This is a genomic window from uncultured Brevundimonas sp. (assembly GCF_937863155.1).
In the GTDB taxonomy this organism is placed as follows: domain Bacteria; phylum Pseudomonadota; class Alphaproteobacteria; order Caulobacterales; family Caulobacteraceae; genus Brevundimonas.
Genome location: NZ_CALMFB010000048.1, coordinates 1 through 16,416 on the forward strand (window position 1 = coordinate 1; position 16,416 = coordinate 16,416).

23 protein-coding genes and 1 other RNA gene are annotated in these 16,416 nt (G+C 67.6%); 16 read left to right on the forward strand and 8 right to left on the reverse strand.

The features are described from left to right. The 4 genes from thyA to Q0581_RS06940 form a co-directional block, all read left to right on the forward strand. A partial coding sequence (gene thyA / locus Q0581_RS06925) for a thymidylate synthase (RefSeq protein WP_298698873.1) occupies positions 1-438 on the forward strand: 438 nt, incomplete at its 5' end. A gap of 8 nt (positions 439-446) precedes the next feature. Beyond that, entirely contained in the window at positions 447-746 is a 300-nt protein-coding gene (locus Q0581_RS06930; RefSeq protein ID WP_298698874.1) for a phosphoribosyl-ATP pyrophosphohydrolase, read from the forward strand. A gap of 107 nt (positions 747-853) precedes the next feature. Beyond that, positions 854-1,522, forward strand: a complete 669-nt coding sequence (locus Q0581_RS06935; protein ID WP_298698876.1) for an aquaporin — start codon at positions 854-856, stop codon at positions 1,520-1,522. A gap of 58 nt (positions 1,523-1,580) precedes the next feature. Then, a complete protein-coding gene (locus tag Q0581_RS06940) occupies positions 1,581-2,111 on the forward strand; it encodes a dihydrofolate reductase (RefSeq protein WP_298698878.1) in 531 nt (176 codons plus the stop codon). Here Q0581_RS06940 and Q0581_RS06945 read toward each other — a convergent pair. After that, positions 2,108-3,193, reverse strand: coding sequence for an Mrp/NBP35 family ATP-binding protein (locus tag Q0581_RS06945; RefSeq protein ID WP_298698880.1), 1,086 nt, complete (start codon positions 3,191-3,193; stop codon positions 2,108-2,110). The two genes, Q0581_RS06940 and Q0581_RS06945, sit on opposite strands and share 4 nt — an antisense overlap. Positions 3,194-3,274: 81 nt before the next feature. On the opposite strand from Q0581_RS06945, the gene miaA reads away from it, so the two are divergent. From miaA to Q0581_RS06970, 5 genes are all read left to right on the forward strand, one after another. Continuing rightward, a complete protein-coding gene (miaA, locus tag Q0581_RS06950; protein ID WP_298698882.1) occupies positions 3,275-4,156 on the forward strand; it encodes a tRNA (adenosine(37)-N6)-dimethylallyltransferase MiaA in 882 nt (293 codons plus the stop codon). Next, positions 4,157-4,520, forward strand: a transfer-messenger RNA (tmRNA) gene (ssrA, locus tag Q0581_RS06955). Positions 4,521-4,609: 89 nt separating this feature from the next. Further along, entirely contained in the window at positions 4,610-5,095 is a 486-nt protein-coding gene (locus Q0581_RS06960; RefSeq protein WP_298698883.1) for a ClpXP protease specificity-enhancing factor SspB, read from the forward strand. 59 nt (positions 5,096-5,154) lie between these two features. Next, entirely contained in the window at positions 5,155-5,907 is a 753-nt protein-coding gene (locus Q0581_RS06965; protein WP_298698885.1) for a C13 family peptidase, read from the forward strand. A gap of 53 nt (positions 5,908-5,960) precedes the next feature. After that, the gene (locus Q0581_RS06970) at positions 5,961-6,365 is read left to right on the forward strand and encodes a GFA family protein (protein ID WP_298698887.1); all 405 of its coding nucleotides are present in this window, start codon (positions 5,961-5,963) and stop codon (positions 6,363-6,365) included. Here the strand turns inward: Q0581_RS06970 and Q0581_RS06975 are convergent. Genes Q0581_RS06975 through Q0581_RS06985 form a run of 3 tightly spaced genes read right to left on the reverse strand, consistent with a single transcriptional unit; the run spans position 6,362 to position 7,958 of the window. After that, on the reverse strand, positions 6,362-6,730 hold the full coding sequence (locus tag Q0581_RS06975) for a RusA family crossover junction endodeoxyribonuclease (RefSeq protein WP_298698888.1): 369 nt from the start codon (positions 6,728-6,730) through the stop codon (positions 6,362-6,364). The two genes, Q0581_RS06970 and Q0581_RS06975, sit on opposite strands and share 4 nt — an antisense overlap. Further along, positions 6,718-7,329 (reverse strand): peptidylprolyl isomerase, encoded by a 612-nt coding sequence (locus tag Q0581_RS06980; RefSeq protein ID WP_298698890.1) that lies wholly within the window; start codon positions 7,327-7,329, stop codon positions 6,718-6,720. Before Q0581_RS06980 ends, Q0581_RS06975 begins: the two co-directional genes overlap by 13 nt. A 17-nt stretch (positions 7,330-7,346) precedes the next feature. Beyond that, complete coding sequence (locus tag Q0581_RS06985) at positions 7,347-7,958, reverse strand: peptidylprolyl isomerase (protein WP_298698891.1); 612 nt, start codon at positions 7,956-7,958, stop codon at positions 7,347-7,349. A 72-nt stretch (positions 7,959-8,030) separates the two neighbouring features. On the opposite strand from Q0581_RS06985, the gene fumC reads away from it, so the two are divergent. From fumC to Q0581_RS07005, 4 genes are read left to right on the forward strand one after another with little or no spacing between them, the layout of a single operon-like run. Then, positions 8,031-9,422 (forward strand): class II fumarate hydratase, encoded by a 1,392-nt coding sequence (fumC, locus tag Q0581_RS06990; protein WP_298698893.1) that lies wholly within the window; start codon positions 8,031-8,033, stop codon positions 9,420-9,422. 1 nt (position 9,423) lies between these two features. After that, on the forward strand, positions 9,424-10,164 hold the full coding sequence (locus Q0581_RS06995) for an AAA family ATPase (protein ID WP_298698895.1): 741 nt from the start codon (positions 9,424-9,426) through the stop codon (positions 10,162-10,164). A gap of 25 nt (positions 10,165-10,189) precedes the next feature. Beyond that, the gene (locus tag Q0581_RS07000; protein WP_298698896.1) at positions 10,190-10,390 is read left to right on the forward strand and encodes a DUF4169 family protein; all 201 of its coding nucleotides are present in this window, start codon (positions 10,190-10,192) and stop codon (positions 10,388-10,390) included. A gap of 4 nt (positions 10,391-10,394) precedes the next feature. Beyond that, entirely contained in the window at positions 10,395-10,568 is a 174-nt protein-coding gene (locus Q0581_RS07005; protein ID WP_298698898.1) for a hypothetical protein, read from the forward strand. On the opposite strand, the gene Q0581_RS07010 is transcribed toward Q0581_RS07005, so the two are convergent. Next, on the reverse strand, positions 10,565-11,476 hold the full coding sequence (locus Q0581_RS07010; protein ID WP_298698899.1) for an EamA family transporter: 912 nt from the start codon (positions 11,474-11,476) through the stop codon (positions 10,565-10,567). The two genes, Q0581_RS07005 and Q0581_RS07010, sit on opposite strands and share 4 nt — an antisense overlap. A 105-nt stretch (positions 11,477-11,581) precedes the next feature. On the opposite strand from Q0581_RS07010, the gene Q0581_RS07015 reads away from it, so the two are divergent. Together Q0581_RS07015 and Q0581_RS07020 are read left to right on the forward strand one after the other, a co-directional pair. Continuing rightward, positions 11,582-11,794: a ribbon-helix-helix domain-containing protein gene (locus Q0581_RS07015; RefSeq protein WP_298698901.1), complete on the forward strand. Its 213-nt coding sequence runs from the start codon at positions 11,582-11,584 to the stop codon at positions 11,792-11,794. Between the two features lie 52 nt (positions 11,795-11,846). Beyond that, the gene (locus Q0581_RS07020) at positions 11,847-12,560 is read left to right on the forward strand and encodes an SIMPL domain-containing protein (RefSeq protein WP_298698903.1); all 714 of its coding nucleotides are present in this window, start codon (positions 11,847-11,849) and stop codon (positions 12,558-12,560) included. Here the strand turns inward: Q0581_RS07020 and Q0581_RS07025 are convergent. Together Q0581_RS07025 and Q0581_RS07030 are read right to left on the reverse strand one after the other, a co-directional pair. Further along, positions 12,553-12,786 (reverse strand): hypothetical protein, encoded by a 234-nt coding sequence (locus tag Q0581_RS07025; protein ID WP_298698904.1) that lies wholly within the window; start codon positions 12,784-12,786, stop codon positions 12,553-12,555. The two genes, Q0581_RS07020 and Q0581_RS07025, sit on opposite strands and share 8 nt — an antisense overlap. Before the next feature lie 70 nt (positions 12,787-12,856). Further along, positions 12,857-13,198, reverse strand: coding sequence for a DUF4282 domain-containing protein (locus Q0581_RS07030; protein ID WP_298698905.1), 342 nt, complete (start codon positions 13,196-13,198; stop codon positions 12,857-12,859). Between the two features lie 132 nt (positions 13,199-13,330). On the opposite strand from Q0581_RS07030, the gene Q0581_RS07035 reads away from it, so the two are divergent. After that, a complete protein-coding gene (locus Q0581_RS07035) occupies positions 13,331-15,673 on the forward strand; it encodes an ATP-dependent helicase (protein WP_298698907.1) in 2,343 nt (780 codons plus the stop codon). Here the strand turns inward: Q0581_RS07035 and Q0581_RS07040 are convergent. Further along, positions 15,670-16,197 (reverse strand): DUF2059 domain-containing protein, encoded by a 528-nt coding sequence (locus Q0581_RS07040; protein ID WP_298698906.1) that lies wholly within the window; start codon positions 16,195-16,197, stop codon positions 15,670-15,672. The two genes, Q0581_RS07035 and Q0581_RS07040, sit on opposite strands and share 4 nt — an antisense overlap. Positions 16,198-16,416 lie beyond the last annotated feature (219 nt).

The window sequence follows — 16,416 nt, forward strand, 5'->3', positions numbered from 1 at the left end:
CTGAAGACCAACCCCAACAGCCGCCGCCACATCGTCAGCGCCTGGAACCCGGCCGACGTCGACGACATGGCTCTGCCGCCCTGCCACTGCCTGTTCCAGTTCTTTGTCGCGGACGGAAAACTGAGCTGCCAGCTGTATCAGCGCAGCGCCGACGTCTTCCTGGGCGTGCCGTTCAACATCGCCAGCTATGCGCTGCTGACCCTGATGATCGCCCAGGTGACGGGGCTGAAGCCCGGCGAGTTCATCCACACGCTGGGCGACGCACACCTGTATCTGAACCATCTGGAGCAGGCGCAGTTGCAACTGACCCGCCAGCCGATGCCGCTGCCGACGATGACGGTGGGCGATTGCTACGACCTGTTCGGGTTCACGCTGGAGGATATCCGGCTGGAGGACTACACCGCCCATCCGCACATCAAGGCGGCGGTCGCGGTCTGATGAAGCCTATGACGCTGGCGGACCTCACCGCCTCGGTGCTGCGCATCTCCGACATCTACGCCGCCGAACATGGGATCGAGCGTGACCGCGACTGGGCTTTGCTGAAGCTGCAGGAGGAGTTGGGCGAGCTGACGGCCGAGCATCTGCGGTTGTCGGGCCGGGCGCGCGGCGCGGCGGACCCGAAGGCCCTGGCCGACGAGGCGGCGGACGTGCTGGGCATGCTGCTGATCTATTGCGACCGGGCGGGCGTCGATATCGAGCAGGCCATGCGCGACAAATGGCTGAAATGGCTGGCTGACGACGCCTGAGCCGCCCCTTGGGCCGACACCGTTCGCCAAAACTGGCCTTGGGCGACAGACTCGGTCCACGCTTGCTCCCGACCCGCGCATGGCGGGCCGATACGAGGGAGGGCGTCATGATCAAGAAGTTTTCCGCCGAACTGATCGGCACTCTGGTTCTGGTTCTTTTCGGATGCGGCGCGGCGGTTCTGGCCGGGCCGGAGGTGGGCCAGCTGGGCATCGCCCTGGCGTTCGGCTTCGCCATCGTCGCAATGGCCTATGGCATCGGGCCGATTTCCGGCTGTCACGTCAATCCGGCGGTCAGCCTGGCCGCCTTCGTCGCCGGGCGCATGTCGGCCAAGGACATGGTCGTCTACTGGATCGCCCAGTTCATCGGGGCGGTGATCGGCGCCGGCATCCTGGCCATGATCGCCAAGACCGGCATGGCCAGCCTGGGCCAGAACGGCTGGGGGCCGGGATACCTGGGCGAATATTCGCTTCAGGCGGCCGCCCTGTTCGAAGTGGTGATGACCGCCATCTTCGTCATCGTCATCCTGGGCGTCACCGGCGCGCGCGGCCACGGCGCCTTCGCCGGCGTGGCCATCGGCATCACCCTGGCGGTCATCCACATCGTCGGCATCCAGGTGACGGGCGTGTCGGTCAACCCGGCCCGCAGCTTCGGCCCGGCCGTGCTGGCGGGGGGCCAGGCGTTGTCGCAGGTGTGGCTGTTCTTCGTGGCCCCGGCCGTGGGCGCGGTGATCGGCGCCCTGCTGTTCCGCCTGAAAACGCTGGAACCCGACGCCTGATCTGGTCAGAAGGGAGCGGCCCCGCCGTGGGGTCGTTCCCTTCTGCATGAGGCGCGCCTTGTCCCTGCCTGATCTGGTCCTGGTCGTCGCGCGCGACCGCAACGGCGTCATCGGGCGGGACGGCGACCTGCCCTGGCGGCTGCGCAGCGACCTGCAGCGGTTCAAGGCCATCACCATCGGCAAGCCCTGCCTCATGGGGCGCAACACCTGGGAGAGCCTTCCCTTACGTCCCCTGCCCGGCCGGCTGAACCTGGTTCTGACCCGCGACGAAGGCTATGCCGACGCCGGAAAGACCAAGGGGGCGCTGGTGGTCACCAGCCTGGACGAGGCGCTGGAGATCGCGCGCGAACAGGCGATGGAGGATGGCGTCACCGAGATCTGCGTCATCGGCGGTGCGGCGCTTTACGCCGCCGCCCTGCCCCGCGCCAGACGGCTGTATGTCACCGAGGTCCAGACCGAGGTGGACGGGGGCGACACCTGGTTTCCGGCCTTTGACGCGGACGCCTTCGTGGAGACCGCATCAGTGGCGGTTCCGGCGGGCGAGAAGGACGACCATGCGATGATCTTCCGCGTGCTGGAACGGCGCTAAAGGCCCAGAGACGCCGCCAGTTGTTCGGCGATGGCGCCGAACCGTTGGGCCATGTCGCCGTCGGGGTCGGTCACGACCACGGGCGTTCCCGCATCGCCCGCCTGACGCACGGCGGCGTCCAGCGGTAGGTCGCCCAGATAGGTCACGCCCAGACGGTCCGCCTCGGCCGCGGCGCCACCCTGGCCGAAGACCGGGCCGCTCATGTTCTCGATCAGGCCCAGGGTGGGCACGCCGACCTGCTGGAACAGCGCATGGCCGCGACGGGCGTCGGCCAGGGCCACCTCCTGCGGCGTCGAGACGATCACGGCGCCGTCCAGCGGCGTCTTCTGGATCAGGGTCAGTTGCACGTCGCCCGTGCCCGGCGGCAGATCGACCACCAGCAGGTCCAGCGGCGCCGCCTCGGTTCCCCAGCGGGTCTGGGTCAGCATCTGGGTGATCGCCTGGCTGGCCATCGGCCCGCGCCAGATCATGGCGTCGGAGGCGCCGGTCAGCAGGCCCACCGACATGGCCTTCAGCCCGTGGGCGACATGCGGCTGCATCGCCCCGTCGACGTATTCCGGCTTGCCCGACAGGCCCAGCATGGTCGGCAGCGACGGGCCATAGACGTCGGCGTCCAGCACCCCGACCGACAGGCCGCGAGCCGCCAGGGCCGCCGCCAGATTGACGGCCACCGTGGACTTGCCCACCCCGCCCTTGCCGCTGGCCACCGCCAGGACGCGGCGCACATGGGCCGGGCGGTCGGTCGGGACCGGCGCCTTGGGCCGCCCCTGATCCATCGCCGCCTTAGACAGGCCGGCGGTGCGCGGGCGCGGCGGTTGGGCCGGCGATGGGGGCGGCGGGCCATCGTCACTGAGCACCACCAGAACCCTCTGGACACCCGGCAGGGCCTTCAGCGCCGCCTCGGCCTGGTCGCGGACGGTCTCATAGTCGCCCTTGCGCCCGCGCGGCACGTCCAGGGCGCAACCGGCCCGGTCGTCGGCCGCCACCACGCCGCGCGTCAGCCCGGCCGTCACCAGCCCCTGGCCCGAGGCCGGGTCGATGATCTGATCCAGGGCCTGAAGAACGGCGTCGCGGTCGGGCACGGTGACTCCTGCGCTTGCGGGAAAGGGCTTGGGCGTCACATATCGGAAGCCGCGCGCCCGAACCAACCACCGTGAGCGAAGTTGACGCAAGCCGCCATCACCCTGATCGCCGGGCCGACCGCCTCGGGCAAGTCGCGCCTGGCGCTGGAGATGGCCCAGGCGACCGGCGCGGTGATCCTGAACGCCGACAGCCAGCAGCTGTACGCCGACCTGAACGTCCTGTCGGCGCGGCCGTCGGTCGAGGATATGGCCGTGGCCGAACATCGTCTGTACGGCGTCGCCGACGCCGCCGACGCCTGGTCGGTCGGCCGCTGGACGCGGGCTGTGCTGGACGAATTGGCCCAGTTGGAGGCGGCGGGCCGCCCGGCGCTGTTGGTCGGGGGAACGGGCCTTTATTTTCTGTCTCTGACCCGTGGGTTGGCAGACATTCCCGAAGTTCAGCCCGAAATCCGCGACCAGGCCCAGGCGGCCCATGACGCAGACGGCGAAGCCGTGTTCCGCCGCCGCCTGGCCGCCATCGACCCTGAGGCTGAAGCCGCCATCGCGCCCGGCGATCGCCAGCGACTGGTGAGGGCCTTCAGCGTCCACGCCCAGACGGGGCGACCGCTCAGTGCCTTCAAGGCCGACACCCGGCCGCTGATCGCACCCGACCGCTGGACCGGCCTGGTGATGGAGCCTGAGCGGGAGCGCCTTTACGCCAACTGTGACGCGCGGGTGGACGTCATGATCGAAACCGGCGCCTTGGACGAGGTGCGCGCCCTGATGGCCCGGCGCCTGGACCCCGGCCTTCCGGCCATGAAGGCGGTCGGGGTGCGCGAACTGGCGGCCTATCTGGGCGGAGAGATGACGCGGGATGACGCGATCACGGCGATGAAACAGGCCACCCGCAACTACGCCAAGCGTCAGTTGACCTGGTTCAGGAACCAGACGCCCGACTGGGCGCGTCATCCGGGCTGCGCCTAACCCCTTCAAATCCGGCGCTGGAACCCCTATATTGGACCTGTCCGGGTTCGCCCGGACTATGGCGATAAAGGCGCCTGTAATAAGCGGACCGGACCCGGGTGCGATTCCCGGCGGCTCCACCAATCTCTTCCGCGTTATCGGCGGGACTGTGCGGGGCCGACTAGCATCGACGGACGTGTAAAGAGGATTGCTTTCGCCCGTCCTGGCCCACCGTATCGGGCCTTTAACTAACTGCGAACGATAACTTCGCTGAGGAATACGCTGTCGCCGCGTAATGCGGTTCCGGTAATTCCAACCTAAACTCCTGGGGGTTCAGATCCTCAGGCGGGGCCTGTCGGGAGCCTGGCAACAGAATCCCGGCGCTTTGCCCCAAATGCGACACCCTGAAACGCGACGCCGTCTTCCGTCGCGGCCATTGCGCGTCTATCAACGCCACGAGCAGCAGGATCGCCCATGGCCCAGGAAAAGCCCCCCGTCGACGAGATGCACTATGAGCAGCTCGCCCAGGACGCCCTGCGCGGCGTGATCCGCGCGGCGCTGGAACGCGCGGCCAGCCCGTCGGGCATTCCCGGCGCCCACCATTTCTACATCACCTTCAAGACCCGTGCGGCGGGCGTGTCGGTGCCGCCGGACATCCTGGCCAAATACCCGGACGAGATGACGGTGGTTCTGGAGCACCAGTTCTGGGATCTGGCGGTCGAGCCGGACCTGTTCTCGGTGATGCTGAAGTTCGGCGGCCTGCCCAAGGTTCTGACCGTGCCCTACAGCGCCGTGACCCGCTTCTATGATCCCAGCGTGCAGTTCCTGCTGCAGTTCGAGGCGCCCGAGATCGTGGACGCCGAGCCCGAAACCCCCGCACCGGAGGCCAAGGCCCCGCCCCCGCCGGCCGGCGACGACGGCCCCAAGGTCGTCTCGTTGGACCAGTTCCGCAAGAAGTAGGGTCTTACCGGGCCGCAAACCTGCGGCTAAGCTGATCTTCGGCTGAACGGGGGTGCGGCATGCGGGCGCGTCTTTTCGTCTGGGTATCGATGGCGCTGGCGCTGCTGGCGGCGGGACCGGTTGCGTCGCAAAGCCGGTTCGACGGCTGGGGCGCGGCCATCGTCGCGGGCGACTGGCGCGACCCCTATGATCGGCCGATCCAGGCCTTCGACAATGCGCGGCGCGACCTGACCCGCGCCTTTCAGACCGCCGGTTTCGCGCGCGCGGACATGGTCGACTATTCCCTGCGGCCCGATGTGGCGGCGCTGGTGACGGCCCAGGCGGCGTCCGAAGGCATGGCCGAGGTGTTCGCCCGCACCAGCCGCGGCTGTTTCGTCTACATCACCTCGCACGGCTCGCCCGCCGGCATCGTGTTCGGGCCGGATGTGACGGTGAACCCGACCATGCTGGCCAATTCCCTGCGCAGCTGGTGCGGCGCTCGGCCGACGGTGGTGATCCTGTCGGCCTGTTTTTCGGGCATCTTCGTCGATGGTCTGGCGGCGCCGAACCGGATGATCCTGACCGCCGCGCGGCGCGACCGGTCGTCGTTCGGATGCGGGCCGGAAGAGACCTATCCCTATTTCGACGCCTGCATTCTGGAGAGCCTGCCGGGCGCCGCCGACTTCCTGGCGCTGGCGGCGGCGACCCGCGCCTGCGTCAACCGGCGCGAGACCGAAGAGGGCCTGACCCCGGCGTCCGAGCCGCAGCTGTTTGTCGGATCGGAGATGCAGCTGCGCCTGCCGACGCTGCGGTTCAGCCGCCCGGCGGGTTGACGCCGTCGCCGGATCGGGCGAGAACATAAAAAGAACATCGAGGGGGCGATCCGATGCTGAGCGGCGGCTGTTACTGCGGGGCGATCCGTTATGAAACGGCGGATGAGGCGGTGCACCACGCCCTGTGCCATTGCACCGACTGTCGCAAATGTTCGGGCGCGCCAGCGGTGGCCTGGGCCCTGGCGCCGGCGGATCAGGTGACGATCACGGGCGAACCGGTCTGGTACGCCTCGTCCGAACATGGGCGGCGCGGCTTCTGCGGCCGATGCGGCACGGGTCTGTTCTACACCAACGACGTCATCTTCCCTGACCAGATCGACGTGCAGAGCGCGACGCTGGATCAGCCGGACGCCATCCCCCTGCAAGGCCAGATCCAGACGGCCGAGCGGATCGGCTGGATGGAGGATCTGCACCGCCTGCCGTCGTTCGCGCGCTATCCGGGCATGCCCGAGGATTAGGCGCTTTGGCGCGGAGAAGCGCGGATCGTGATGCGTTCGCGCTCCCCTTCCCGGCGCTCGACCAGCAGGCGGGCCACCTGGCTGTCGTCGTGGAACAGATAGCCCTTGATCGCGTCCAGCAGGGCCTTGGCCAGATTGTCCAAGTCCATCCACGGTGGATCGCCGACATGCTCCATCACGATCTCGACCGTGAAGTCGCCCCAGGACGGGCGCGAGACCCATTCCTTGCGCATGAATTCATAGACCAGGGGCTTGTAGTATTTGGCCTGGGTGGTCAGGCCGTCGATGGTGATCTCGACCGCCTGTCCGGCCTCGCGCGCGCGGACCTTGCCGGTCCCGATCCAGCCGTTCGTCACGGGCGGCAATGCGCCGGCGTGACGCCGACCAGCCGGATAGAGCGGATGGCGACCGGCGGGGTCAGCTTCTCCTCGCTGTCCGCCGGCGACATCTGGATGCGCCGCGCTACGTCCAGGCCGCTGATGACCCGACCGAAGGCCGCAAAGCCCTGACCGTCCGGATTGCGCGCGCCGCCGAAGTCCAGGCTGGGCGTGTCCTGGGTGACGATGAAGAAGCTGGACGTCGCCGTGTCCGGCCCGTCGCGGGCCATGGAGATGGCGCCAGCGCGGTGATTCAGCCCCGTGTCGCGCGTCCGCTCCAGCGCGATCGGCGGCCGGGCCCCGTCTTCAACCCCGCGCTTGGACGCCGCCTGGATCACGTCGATGGGGTTGGGATTCGCCGTATTGGTCTGGCGCACCACGGTGCGGAAGAAGGCGCCGCCGTCATAGTCCTTGGCTTCGACATAGCTCAGGAAGTTGCACACCGTGACCGGCGCGTGATCCAGCGCCAGGGCCACACTGATCGTCCCCGCGTCGGTCTGGATCATCACCACCGGCGACGGCGCCGGTTCCGGCAGGGTGCCGCAGGCGGCGCTTGCGGCGGCGAGACCCACGATGAGACGACGCATCGGATATCCTTCAGCAATCAACGCCGGCAGGCGGCAGGCATGGCGCCCAGAAGGCGCGCGCGGCGAATGGGCGGCGGCGTATCGAACAGGCCGTTCGTCATGGCCGAGGCGGCGATCCTGTCCACCGTCTTCATGCCGTGGGAGACCCGGCCGATGCGCACCAGTCGAGGCGTCGTCAGCCCACCCGCGGGCGCGGCCTGGGTGACGATGATGAAGCTTTCGGTCGGAGACCCGCCGTCGATCTGGGCCAGGGCCAGCTGACCGCGCGACAGGACCGCAGGCCGATCCGTCAGGCTGACGGGCGGCGGCAAGGGATCCGTCACCGGCGCCTGGGTCGCCTCAACGTCCGGTGTCGGTCCCATGGCCTGCACCAGGCCCATGGAGCCCAGGCCGTTGTCGCCGCTTGCCGGCGTGGTCGATCGGAAGAATTCGCCGCCGTCATAGGCGCCGTCGGCCACGTGCCTCAGGAACTGACAGGCGCTTGCCGGCGCTCCGCCCGGGGTGATCGACACGACGATCCGGCCGGCGCCCGTATCCAGGGTGACCCTGGTCCCGTCCCCACCGTCCATCGAGGCGCACCCGGACGTCGCCAGAAGGCTCAGGACGGCCACGCCGAACGTCATGCGCATTCGCGACTCCTTGTGAGCGGACGCGCCCATGCTAAACCCCCCGCCGAAGCTTCGCCACCGAGGAGTCCGCCCATGACCGCGCCCCGCACCGAAACCGACACCTTCGGCCCCATCGAGGTCGAAGCCGACCGTTACTGGGGCGCTCAGGCCCAGCGCTCGCTGGGCAATTTCAAGATCGGCTGGGAGAAACAGCCCCTGCCGATCGTGCGGGCGCTGGGGATCGTCAAGCGCGCGGCGGCCGAGACGAACCGCGACCTGGGCAAGCTGGACCCCGCCCTGGCCGACGCCATCGTCAAGGCGGCCGACGAGGTGATCGAAGGCAAGCTGAACGACCACTTCCCGCTGGTGGTCTGGCAGACCGGATCGGGCACCCAGTCGAACATGAACGCCAATGAGGTCATCTCGAACCGCGCCATCGAAATGCTGGGCGGCGAAATGGGGTCGAAAAAGCCGGTCCACCCCAATGACCACGTCAACATGAGCCAGTCGTCCAACGACACCTATCCTACGGCCATGCACGTCGCCTGCGCCGAACAGGTGGTGCGCGACCTGATCCCGGCGCTGAAGCATCTGCACGCCGCCCTGGACGCCAAGGCCCAGGCCTGGGGCCACATCATCAAGATCGGCCGCACCCACACCCAGGACGCCACGCCCCTGACCTTGGGTCAGGAGTTCGGCGGCTATGCGCAACAGGTCGCCAACGGCATCGAGCGGATCGAACAGACCCTGCCGAAACTGATGGAGCTGGCCCAGGGCGGCACGGCGGTCGGCACCGGGCTAAACGCCCCCATCGGGTTCGCCGAACAGGTGGCCCAGCGCATCGCCGCCATCACCGGCCTGCCCTTCACCACGGCGCCGAACAAGTTCGAGGCCCTGGCCGCCCATGACGCCATGGTGTTCAGCCACGGGGCGATCAACACGGTGGCCGCGTCGCTGTTCAAGATCGCCAACGACATCCGCTTCCTGGGGTCCGGGCCGCGCTCGGGCCTGGGCGAACTGGCCCTGCCCGAGAACGAGCCGGGCAGCAGCATCATGCCGGGCAAGGTCAATCCGACCCAGTGCGAGGCCCTGACCCAGGTGTGCGTCCAGGTGTTCGGCAACCACGCCGCCGTGACCTTCGGCGGATCGCAGGGGCATTTCGAGCTGAACGTCTTCAACCCGGTGATGGCCTACAACTTCCTGCAGTCGGTGCGCCTGATGGCCGATGCGGCGATCAGCTTCACCGACAACTGCGTGGTGGGCATCGAGCCGCGCGAGGACAACATCAAGCGCGGGCTGGACAACTCCCTGATGCTGGTCACCGCCCTGAACGGCAGGCTGGGCTATGACGCCTGCGCCAAGATCGCCAAGACGGCGCACAAGAACGGCACCACCCTGCGCGAGGAAGCGGTGGGCGGCGGCTATCTGACCGACGCCGAGTTCGACGAAGCGGTGCGGCCCGAGAAGATGATCTCGCCGGGCTGACATGGCCGCTCTGGAACGCCCCTACTGGATCGAGGCGCGCTTCGAGCGCCGCGATGGATGGGATTCTGGCGTATTCCCCTTCAACCTTCCGGCGGTACGATCCTTACACAGTCTCGCATTCCACCCGAACGTGACCTTCCTGGTGGGGGAGAACGGTGCGGGCAAATCGACCCTGATCGAAGCCCTCGCCCTGGCCTGGGGATTCAATCCCGAAGGCGGCGGCCGGGATCACCGTTTCGCCACCCGCGAAAGCCATTCCCGCCTGCATGAGTTTGTGCGCCCCGTGCGCGGGTCAGTTCGGGCGAAGGATGGGTTCTTCCTGCGGGCTGAGAGCTTTTTCACGGTGGCCAGTTATCTGGAGACCTCTGGCGCGAACCGCTATGGCGACCGCCCGCTGCATGAGATGTCGCATGGCGAAAGCTTCTTCGCCCTGTTTGAAAACCGCTTTGACGGCCAGGGCCTCTACATACTGGATGAACCAGAGGCGGCGCTGTCGCCGTCACGGCAGTTGTCTTTCCTCGCCCTGATGCATGAGTTGGTGCTGGCGCGATCTCAGCTCATCATCGCCACCCACTCGCCCATTCTCCTGGCCTATCCCAACGCCTGGATCTATCAGGCGTCCGAGAATGGTCTGGATCGCATCGAATACGAAGACACCGACCATTATCAGGTCACGCGCAACTTCCTGAACCGCCGCGAGGTCATGCTAGAGATTCTTCTTCAGTCTGACGAACCGTCATGACGCGACGGTTCCACGGAGAAGCGCCATGGGCGAGATCGTCAATCTGAACCGGGCCCGCAAGGATCGCGACAAGGCCGCCAAAAAGGCCCAGGCGGCCGCCAATCGCGCCGCCCACGGCCGCAGCAAGTCGGAGCGCCAGACGGCGGATCGGGAACGGGATCGCGCCGCAACCCTTCTGGAAGGGCACAGGCTGGAAGACCCCCGGCGCGAAACCGACGAGGACTGAGCAAATGGCCGGCTTCTCCCCCCAGGCCCGGCATGGGCTGATCGCCCTTCTGGCCGCGCGCCGCATCAAGGCCGAGAAGCTGCGCCGTCAGAAGGCGGCCCAGGCTGACACGCCGCAGGAGGCCCAGGCCGCGGCCGAGGCGAAGACCAAGACCAAACGTTCGGGCTGGTTTCGCTAAACGTCCGAGCGCTTGGGCGCGCGGATCAACATCGCCTGTCCGCCCAGCACCAGCGCCAGTCCCGCCAGGGCCGCCAGGCCGAAGCGCGCATCCTCGAACACCACCGAGGTCAGCATGGCGATGGGCGGGGTCATGGCCGAGATGTAGCTGGCCAGGGCGTAGCCCTTCATCCGCGCCACGGTGAAATACAGAACGAAGGCCACGACCGATCCCAGGATCGACAGATAGGCCAGCGACAGCAGATAGGCCGGCGTCGTCTCGATGCGCCATTCCACGCCGGTGGCCAGGCCGTACAGCACCAGAAAGCCCGTGCCATAGGCCATGGCCCAGGCCGTCAGGGGCACGACCGCCACCTTCGCCTGTTGCCCGCGCCAGGCGAACAGATTGCCGATCGCGGCCCCGGCGACCCCGATCAGGGCGAAGACCAGGCCGGTCAGGGCGCGCGGGTCCATCTGGGTCCGCATCAGTTCGGAACCGAACAGAACCCCCACGCCGGTCATGCCCAGCACCGCGCCGCCCCAGGCCGCACGCGACGCCTTCTGACCCAGCACCAGGCGGAAGACGATCAGATTGACGAAGGCCAGGCCCGCGAAGATCACCGCCACCACGGCGGACGGCGCCCGCTCTTCGGCCCAATAGACGAAGGCGTAGTCGATGGCGAAGGTGAACAGCCCCTGCCCCATCGCGGCGACATGGCCGGCGCGCGGCATCTTCAGCGACCGGCCCGTTGCCAGGCACCCGACCAGCAGCACCACCGCCGCCAGACCGAACCGCCAGGTGATCGAGGCGATCGGATCGACCACGCCCAGCTGCAGGGTGATGGCGTACCAGGTGGTGCCCCAGATCAGGGCGCAGGCAGCAACCCCCAGCAGAGCCAGGGCGCCGACCGAAAGACGCGGCAGGGGCATGGAAAGGGACTCAGCAAGGGGAGAGGCGACGCGGCGGCGACCCTACACCCAAACCCCGATGGCGTAAGGCGTGGACAGGCGGTTTTCGGGCGCTAGTTTGCGGCGATGCTGAAGAAGCGTTCTGTCCTGCTGGCCGGTCACGCCACCTCGGTGGCGCTGGAGCCGGAATTCTGGGCCGTACTGGACCGCATCGCCGACCAGAGGGGCCTTAGCAAGGCCGCCCTGCTGGCCGATATCGACGCCGGGCGCGGGCGGCGGCCGCTGGCCTCGGCCTGTCGACTTCTGGCGCTGGACTGGGTTCGCACGGCGCGCGATTGACAGGCGTCCGATGCGGGCGCTTGCTGATGTTCACAGCTTCGGAGCGCGCGTCATGAGCGACAATCGTCTGGTCCCCGCCCTGGTGTTCGGCGGGCTTCTGGCCGTCGGCCTGATCGGCGGCGGCGCCCTGGTGGGCCAGGGGATCGTCAACCTGCGCGCCGGCGACCGCACCGTGACCGTGCGCGGCCTGTCGGAGCGGGAGGTGAAGGCCGATCTGGCGGTGCTGCCCCTGCGGTTCACGGCGTCCGGCGAAGTGCTGTCGGACGTCCAGGCGAGGATCGACGCCGATCTGGCGACCGTGCGGGCGTTTCTGACGGCCCAAGGCTATCCGGCCGCCGCCGTCGATCTGGGCCGGCTGGAGGTCGCCGACACCCGCAGCCGTGAATACGGCAATCAGCAGGGACCGCGCTTCATCCTGGCCCAGACGGTGGTGGTGCGAACCAATGACGTGGCTCGGGTTCAGGCGACGACGCGCGCGCTGAACGATCTGGTGCGCCAGGGCGTGGTGCTTCAGGACTTCCAGGGGCCGTCCTACATCTTCACCAAGCTGAACGACGTGCGCCCGGCCATGATCGCCGAGGCGACGGCCGCCGCCCGCAGCGGCGCCGAGCAGTTCGCCAAGGATTCGGGCAATCCGCTGGGGCCGATCCGTCAGGCGACGCAAGGGTCGTTCGAAATCCTGCCGCGTGACGGCGACGGGGGCGAAGCGGCCGCCATCGACAAGAAGGTGCGCGTGGTCGCCACCATCACTTATCGGCTTAGGTGACGGGCGGGGTCGGCGTGGGGAGCGTCGGCGGCTCGACCGGCGGCAGGGGCGGAAGTTCGGGCGCCGGAACGGTGGGCAGGGTCAGCTCCATATCGACCGGATCGGGCTGCACATCGCTGCGCGCGACCACGACATAGGCCACGACCGCCAGTCCGATGATGATGGCCCCCATGATGAACCCCAGGGCCATATTGCCCGCCTCAGGCGCCGGTTCCTGTCTGGCCATTCCGTTTCTCCTTCCGATCAGCCCGACCAGAAGGAGAAACGGGGTTTGTCATGACACGGTTCCGCCAGCCTCAGCGCGGCGGCAGACGGTCGCGGATCTCGCCCATGCGGGCGTACATCAGGAACATCAGCAGCCACAGCTCGCAGATGAACCGCCAGAACACCAGCCAGATGATGCCCATGATCGGCGCCAGGATGAACATGGCCCCGCCATCCATCCCCGACATGGCCCCCACCAGACCACCCCCGAACATCATCGCCAGGGTGCTGAGCCCGATGCCGAACAGGCCGATGTAGTAGATGATCTTGATCAGCGCGCTGCCGATCATCTGATCGAAGCCCCAGAAACGCTGGATCAATCGTTGGAAACCGTTGCTGCCGCCGGCTCCTCCGTTGGTGTTTTCCATGGTCATGGTCGCCCTCCCTTTGGCGTTGTGGGCCAGTCGCCCGAACGGTCAGGCTGGCGGGACGCGCAGGGGTTGTAAAGAACGCAGATATCACAAAGCCGTAGTGGCGCCCTGGACCGAAGCGACGCATATGAACGTCTGGAGAACAAAGACGCCGTGACCGACCTGCCCGCCCCGCGCATTTCCGATCTCGCCCGCGCCGCCGCGCCGGTGGGCGACTATATGGCCGGGCTGAATCCCGAACAGCGCCAGGCCGTCGAGACGACCGAGGGGCCGGTGCTGGTGCTGGCGGGCGCGGGCACGGGCAAGACGCGCGTGCTGACCACCCGCCTGGCGCACATCCTGGCCACGGGCCGCGCCAGGCCGTGGGAGCTGCTGGCCGTCACCTTCACCAACAAGGCCGCGCGCGAGATGCGCGAGCGGATCACCCATCTGATCGGGCCGTCGGCCGAGGGGCTGCGCTGGCTGGGGACGTTCCATTCGATCGCCGCGCAGATCCTGCGCCGCCACGCCGAACTGGTCGGGCTGAAATCCAGCTTCACTATCCTGGACACCGACGACCAGGAGCGGCTGCTGAAACAGCTGCTGGAAGCGGCCAACATCGACACCAAACGCTGGACGCCGCGGTCCCTGGCCAATCTGGTCGACCACTGGAAGAACCGCGGCTGGACGCCCGAGAAACTGCCGCCTGGAGAGGACTTCGCCAATGGCAAGGGCCAGGGGCTGTATGCCGCCTATCAGGCGCGGTTGCGGGCGCTGAACGCCTGCGATTTCGGCGACCTGCTGCTGCACAACCTGACCATCCTGTCCCAGCACGCCGACTTGGCCGAGGAATATCGGCGCCGCTTCCGCTACATCCTGGTCGACGAGTATCAGGACACCAATGTGGCCCAGTATCTGTGGCTGCGGCTGCTGACCTCATCGACCGGCAATGTCTGCTGCGTGGGCGACGACGATCAGTCCATCTATGGCTGGCGGGGCGCCGAGGTGGACAACATCCTGCGGTTCGAGCGCGATTTTCCCGGCGCGAAAGTCATCCGGCTGGAGCGCAACTATCGTTCGACCGAACACATCCTGGCCGCCGCCTCGGGCCTGATCGCCGCCAATCGCGGCCGTCTGGGCAAGACGCTGTGGACCCAGGACAAGGGCGGCGAAAAGGTGCGCGTGCGCGGCGTCTGGGACGGCGAAGCCGAGGCCCGGCTGATCGGTGAAGAGATCGAGACCGCGCGACGTTCCGGCATGCACTACAAGGACATGGCCGTGCTTGTTCGCGCATCGTTTCAGATGCGGGCGTTCGAGGAACGCTTCCTGATGCTGGCCGTGCCCTATACCGTCATCGGCGGCCCGCGCTTCTTCGAACGGGCCGAAATCCGCGACGCCCATGCTTACTTGCGGCTGATCCAGTCGGAAGACGACGACCTGGCGTTCGAACGGATCGTCAATGTGCCCAAGCGCGGCGTGGGCGACACCAGCGTGCAGAAGATCCTGGCCATCGCCCGCGCCCAAGGCGTGTCGGCCATGACGGCGGTGCGGCAGTTGCTGGGGTCGGACGAGCTTCAGGCCCGCACCCGCACGGCCCTGTCCAACTTCGTGCGCGATCTGGACCGCTGGCGCCTGCTGATGGCCGACACGGCGCACTGGACCCTGATGGAGACGGTGCTGGAGGAGAGCGGTTACACCGACATGCAGAAGGCCGACCGGACCAGCGGCCAGACCCGGCTCGACAACCTGAAGGAGCTGGTTCAGTCGATGCAGCAGTTCGAGACGCTGCAGGCCTATCTGGAGCATGTCGCCCTGGTCATGGACCTGGATCGCGGCGAAGCGGGCGCGGATTCGGTGCAGATCATGACCCTGCACGGCGCCAAGGGGCTGGAGTTCCCGCTGGTCTTCCTGCCGGGGTGGGAGGAAGGCGTCTTCCCGTCCCAGCGCAGCATCGACGAGAAGGGCGAAAAGGGCCTGGAGGAGGAACGCCGCCTGGCCTACGTCGGCGTCACCCGCGCCCGCGCCCACGCCCGCATCAGCTTCGCCGCCAACCGCCTGGTCTATGGCCGCTGGACCAGCCAGCTGCCCAGCCGCTTCGTGGATGAACTGCCCCTGGCCAATGTCGAGGCCCAGTCGGACACCGGCTATTACGGCGCCTCGACAGGCATGAAGGAGGCCAAGAGCCGCTGGGACGACGCGCCCAGCTTCGGCTCGGGCTATTCCAGCCCCGGCTGGAAACGGGCCCAGGAGCATGTCCGCGCCGCCGCCCCCCTGACGCCGCGCGACCGCCTGGCGCGCAATGCGGTGATCGAGGGCGAAGGCCGCCTGGTCGCCACGGCCGATCCGTCATCGGGCGGCGGCTGGACCCGTGGCGAACGGGTCTTCCACCAGAAGTTCGGATACGGCGCCATCCGCGCCATCGAGGGCAACAAGCTGCTGGTCGCCTTCGACAAGGCGGGAGAGAAGAAGGTGATCGATACGTTCGTGGAGCGGGCCTAGTACGCCTTACCCGTCTGTGACGGGGTTTCTGCCGGGCAACCGCTCGCTCCACACAGGCGCCTCACGATCTCGGCCTCCAGACTGGGCATGATGGCCTGGTAAAGTTCATCGGTGCGCCGGGTCATCATCACAGACTTGGCCGTCAGGGAGCGTCCGACCGGGCTTTCATAAAAGGCCACCACTTCGGTCAACTCATGCAGCGTGAAAGCTTCGGCGTATATGGCGGCCGTTGCGTCCATCATCTGCGGCATAACCGCAGCAAAGGACTCCCTCAGCACCTGTTCGACATGGGCCCGCTTCTCTGGCGGCAGATCGGCGTCACTCAGCACCGGAGCGTAACTGGCCTGGGCGACGCCGTTCATCAGCTTTTCGAACTGGATCGCCTCCATGTAGCGACGCGCAAGGGTCAGGCGCTGGTTGTATTCAGACTGTGCCGTGTCGACGGGCTGCGCCGACTGGGCCACGGCGACATCCTGCCCCGCGAAAGAGATCAACAAGGCGCAGACTGCGGCCCGGACAAACATGGCGGACATCCTTTTGGTTCAGCCCATTATCAACGCCCGTCAGCTCCAAGGCCAGTCTTGGCTCGGCAACACGCGCCAACCCTCCGTTAACCCCGTCCGCCGACCCTGCGAAGGTGCGCGAATCCCGCTCTGGCCCTGATCTGACCGACCCCGATCCGCCCCTGTGGGAGCGGGCGGCGGTGATTGTCGTGCTGGCCATGCTGACCGGCGCCCTGGTGG

Bases quoted from the DNA above. Each gene is read 5' to 3' on its own strand.
- Q0581_RS06960 (WP_298698883.1), top strand. From the start codon at position 4,610: ATGGCCCAGGAAAAGCCCCCCGTCGACGAGATGCACTATGAGCAGCTC.
- Q0581_RS06980 (WP_298698890.1), bottom strand. From the start codon at position 7,329: ATGCGTCGTCTCATCGTGGGTCTCGCCGCCGCAAGCGCCGCCTGCGGC.
- Q0581_RS07040 (WP_298698906.1), bottom strand. From the start codon at position 16,197: ATGTTTGTCCGGGCCGCAGTCTGCGCCTTGTTGATCTCTTTCGCGGGG.
- Q0581_RS06935 (WP_298698876.1), top strand. From the start codon at position 854: ATGATCAAGAAGTTTTCCGCCGAACTGATCGGCACTCTGGTTCTGGTT.
- Q0581_RS06970 (WP_298698887.1), top strand. From the start codon at position 5,961: ATGCTGAGCGGCGGCTGTTACTGCGGGGCGATCCGTTATGAAACGGCG.
- Q0581_RS06995 (WP_298698895.1), top strand. From the start codon at position 9,424: ATGGCCGCTCTGGAACGCCCCTACTGGATCGAGGCGCGCTTCGAGCGC.
- Q0581_RS07025 (WP_298698904.1), bottom strand. From the start codon at position 12,786: ATGGCCAGACAGGAACCGGCGCCTGAGGCGGGCAATATGGCCCTGGGG.
- fumC (WP_298698893.1), top strand. From the start codon at position 8,031: ATGACCGCGCCCCGCACCGAAACCGACACCTTCGGCCCCATCGAGGTC.
- Q0581_RS07000 (WP_298698896.1), top strand. From the start codon at position 10,190: ATGGGCGAGATCGTCAATCTGAACCGGGCCCGCAAGGATCGCGACAAG.
- Q0581_RS07015 (WP_298698901.1), top strand. From the start codon at position 11,582: ATGCTGAAGAAGCGTTCTGTCCTGCTGGCCGGTCACGCCACCTCGGTG.
- Q0581_RS07030 (WP_298698905.1), bottom strand. From the start codon at position 13,198: ATGACCATGGAAAACACCAACGGAGGAGCCGGCGGCAGCAACGGTTTC.
- Q0581_RS06985 (WP_298698891.1), bottom strand. From the start codon at position 7,958: ATGCGCATGACGTTCGGCGTGGCCGTCCTGAGCCTTCTGGCGACGTCC.
- Q0581_RS07020 (WP_298698903.1), top strand. From the start codon at position 11,847: ATGAGCGACAATCGTCTGGTCCCCGCCCTGGTGTTCGGCGGGCTTCTG.
- Q0581_RS07005 (WP_298698898.1), top strand. From the start codon at position 10,395: ATGGCCGGCTTCTCCCCCCAGGCCCGGCATGGGCTGATCGCCCTTCTG.
- Q0581_RS06965 (WP_298698885.1), top strand. From the start codon at position 5,155: ATGCGGGCGCGTCTTTTCGTCTGGGTATCGATGGCGCTGGCGCTGCTG.
- Q0581_RS07010 (WP_298698899.1), bottom strand. From the start codon at position 11,476: ATGCCCCTGCCGCGTCTTTCGGTCGGCGCCCTGGCTCTGCTGGGGGTT.
- Q0581_RS06930 (WP_298698874.1), top strand. From the start codon at position 447: ATGACGCTGGCGGACCTCACCGCCTCGGTGCTGCGCATCTCCGACATC.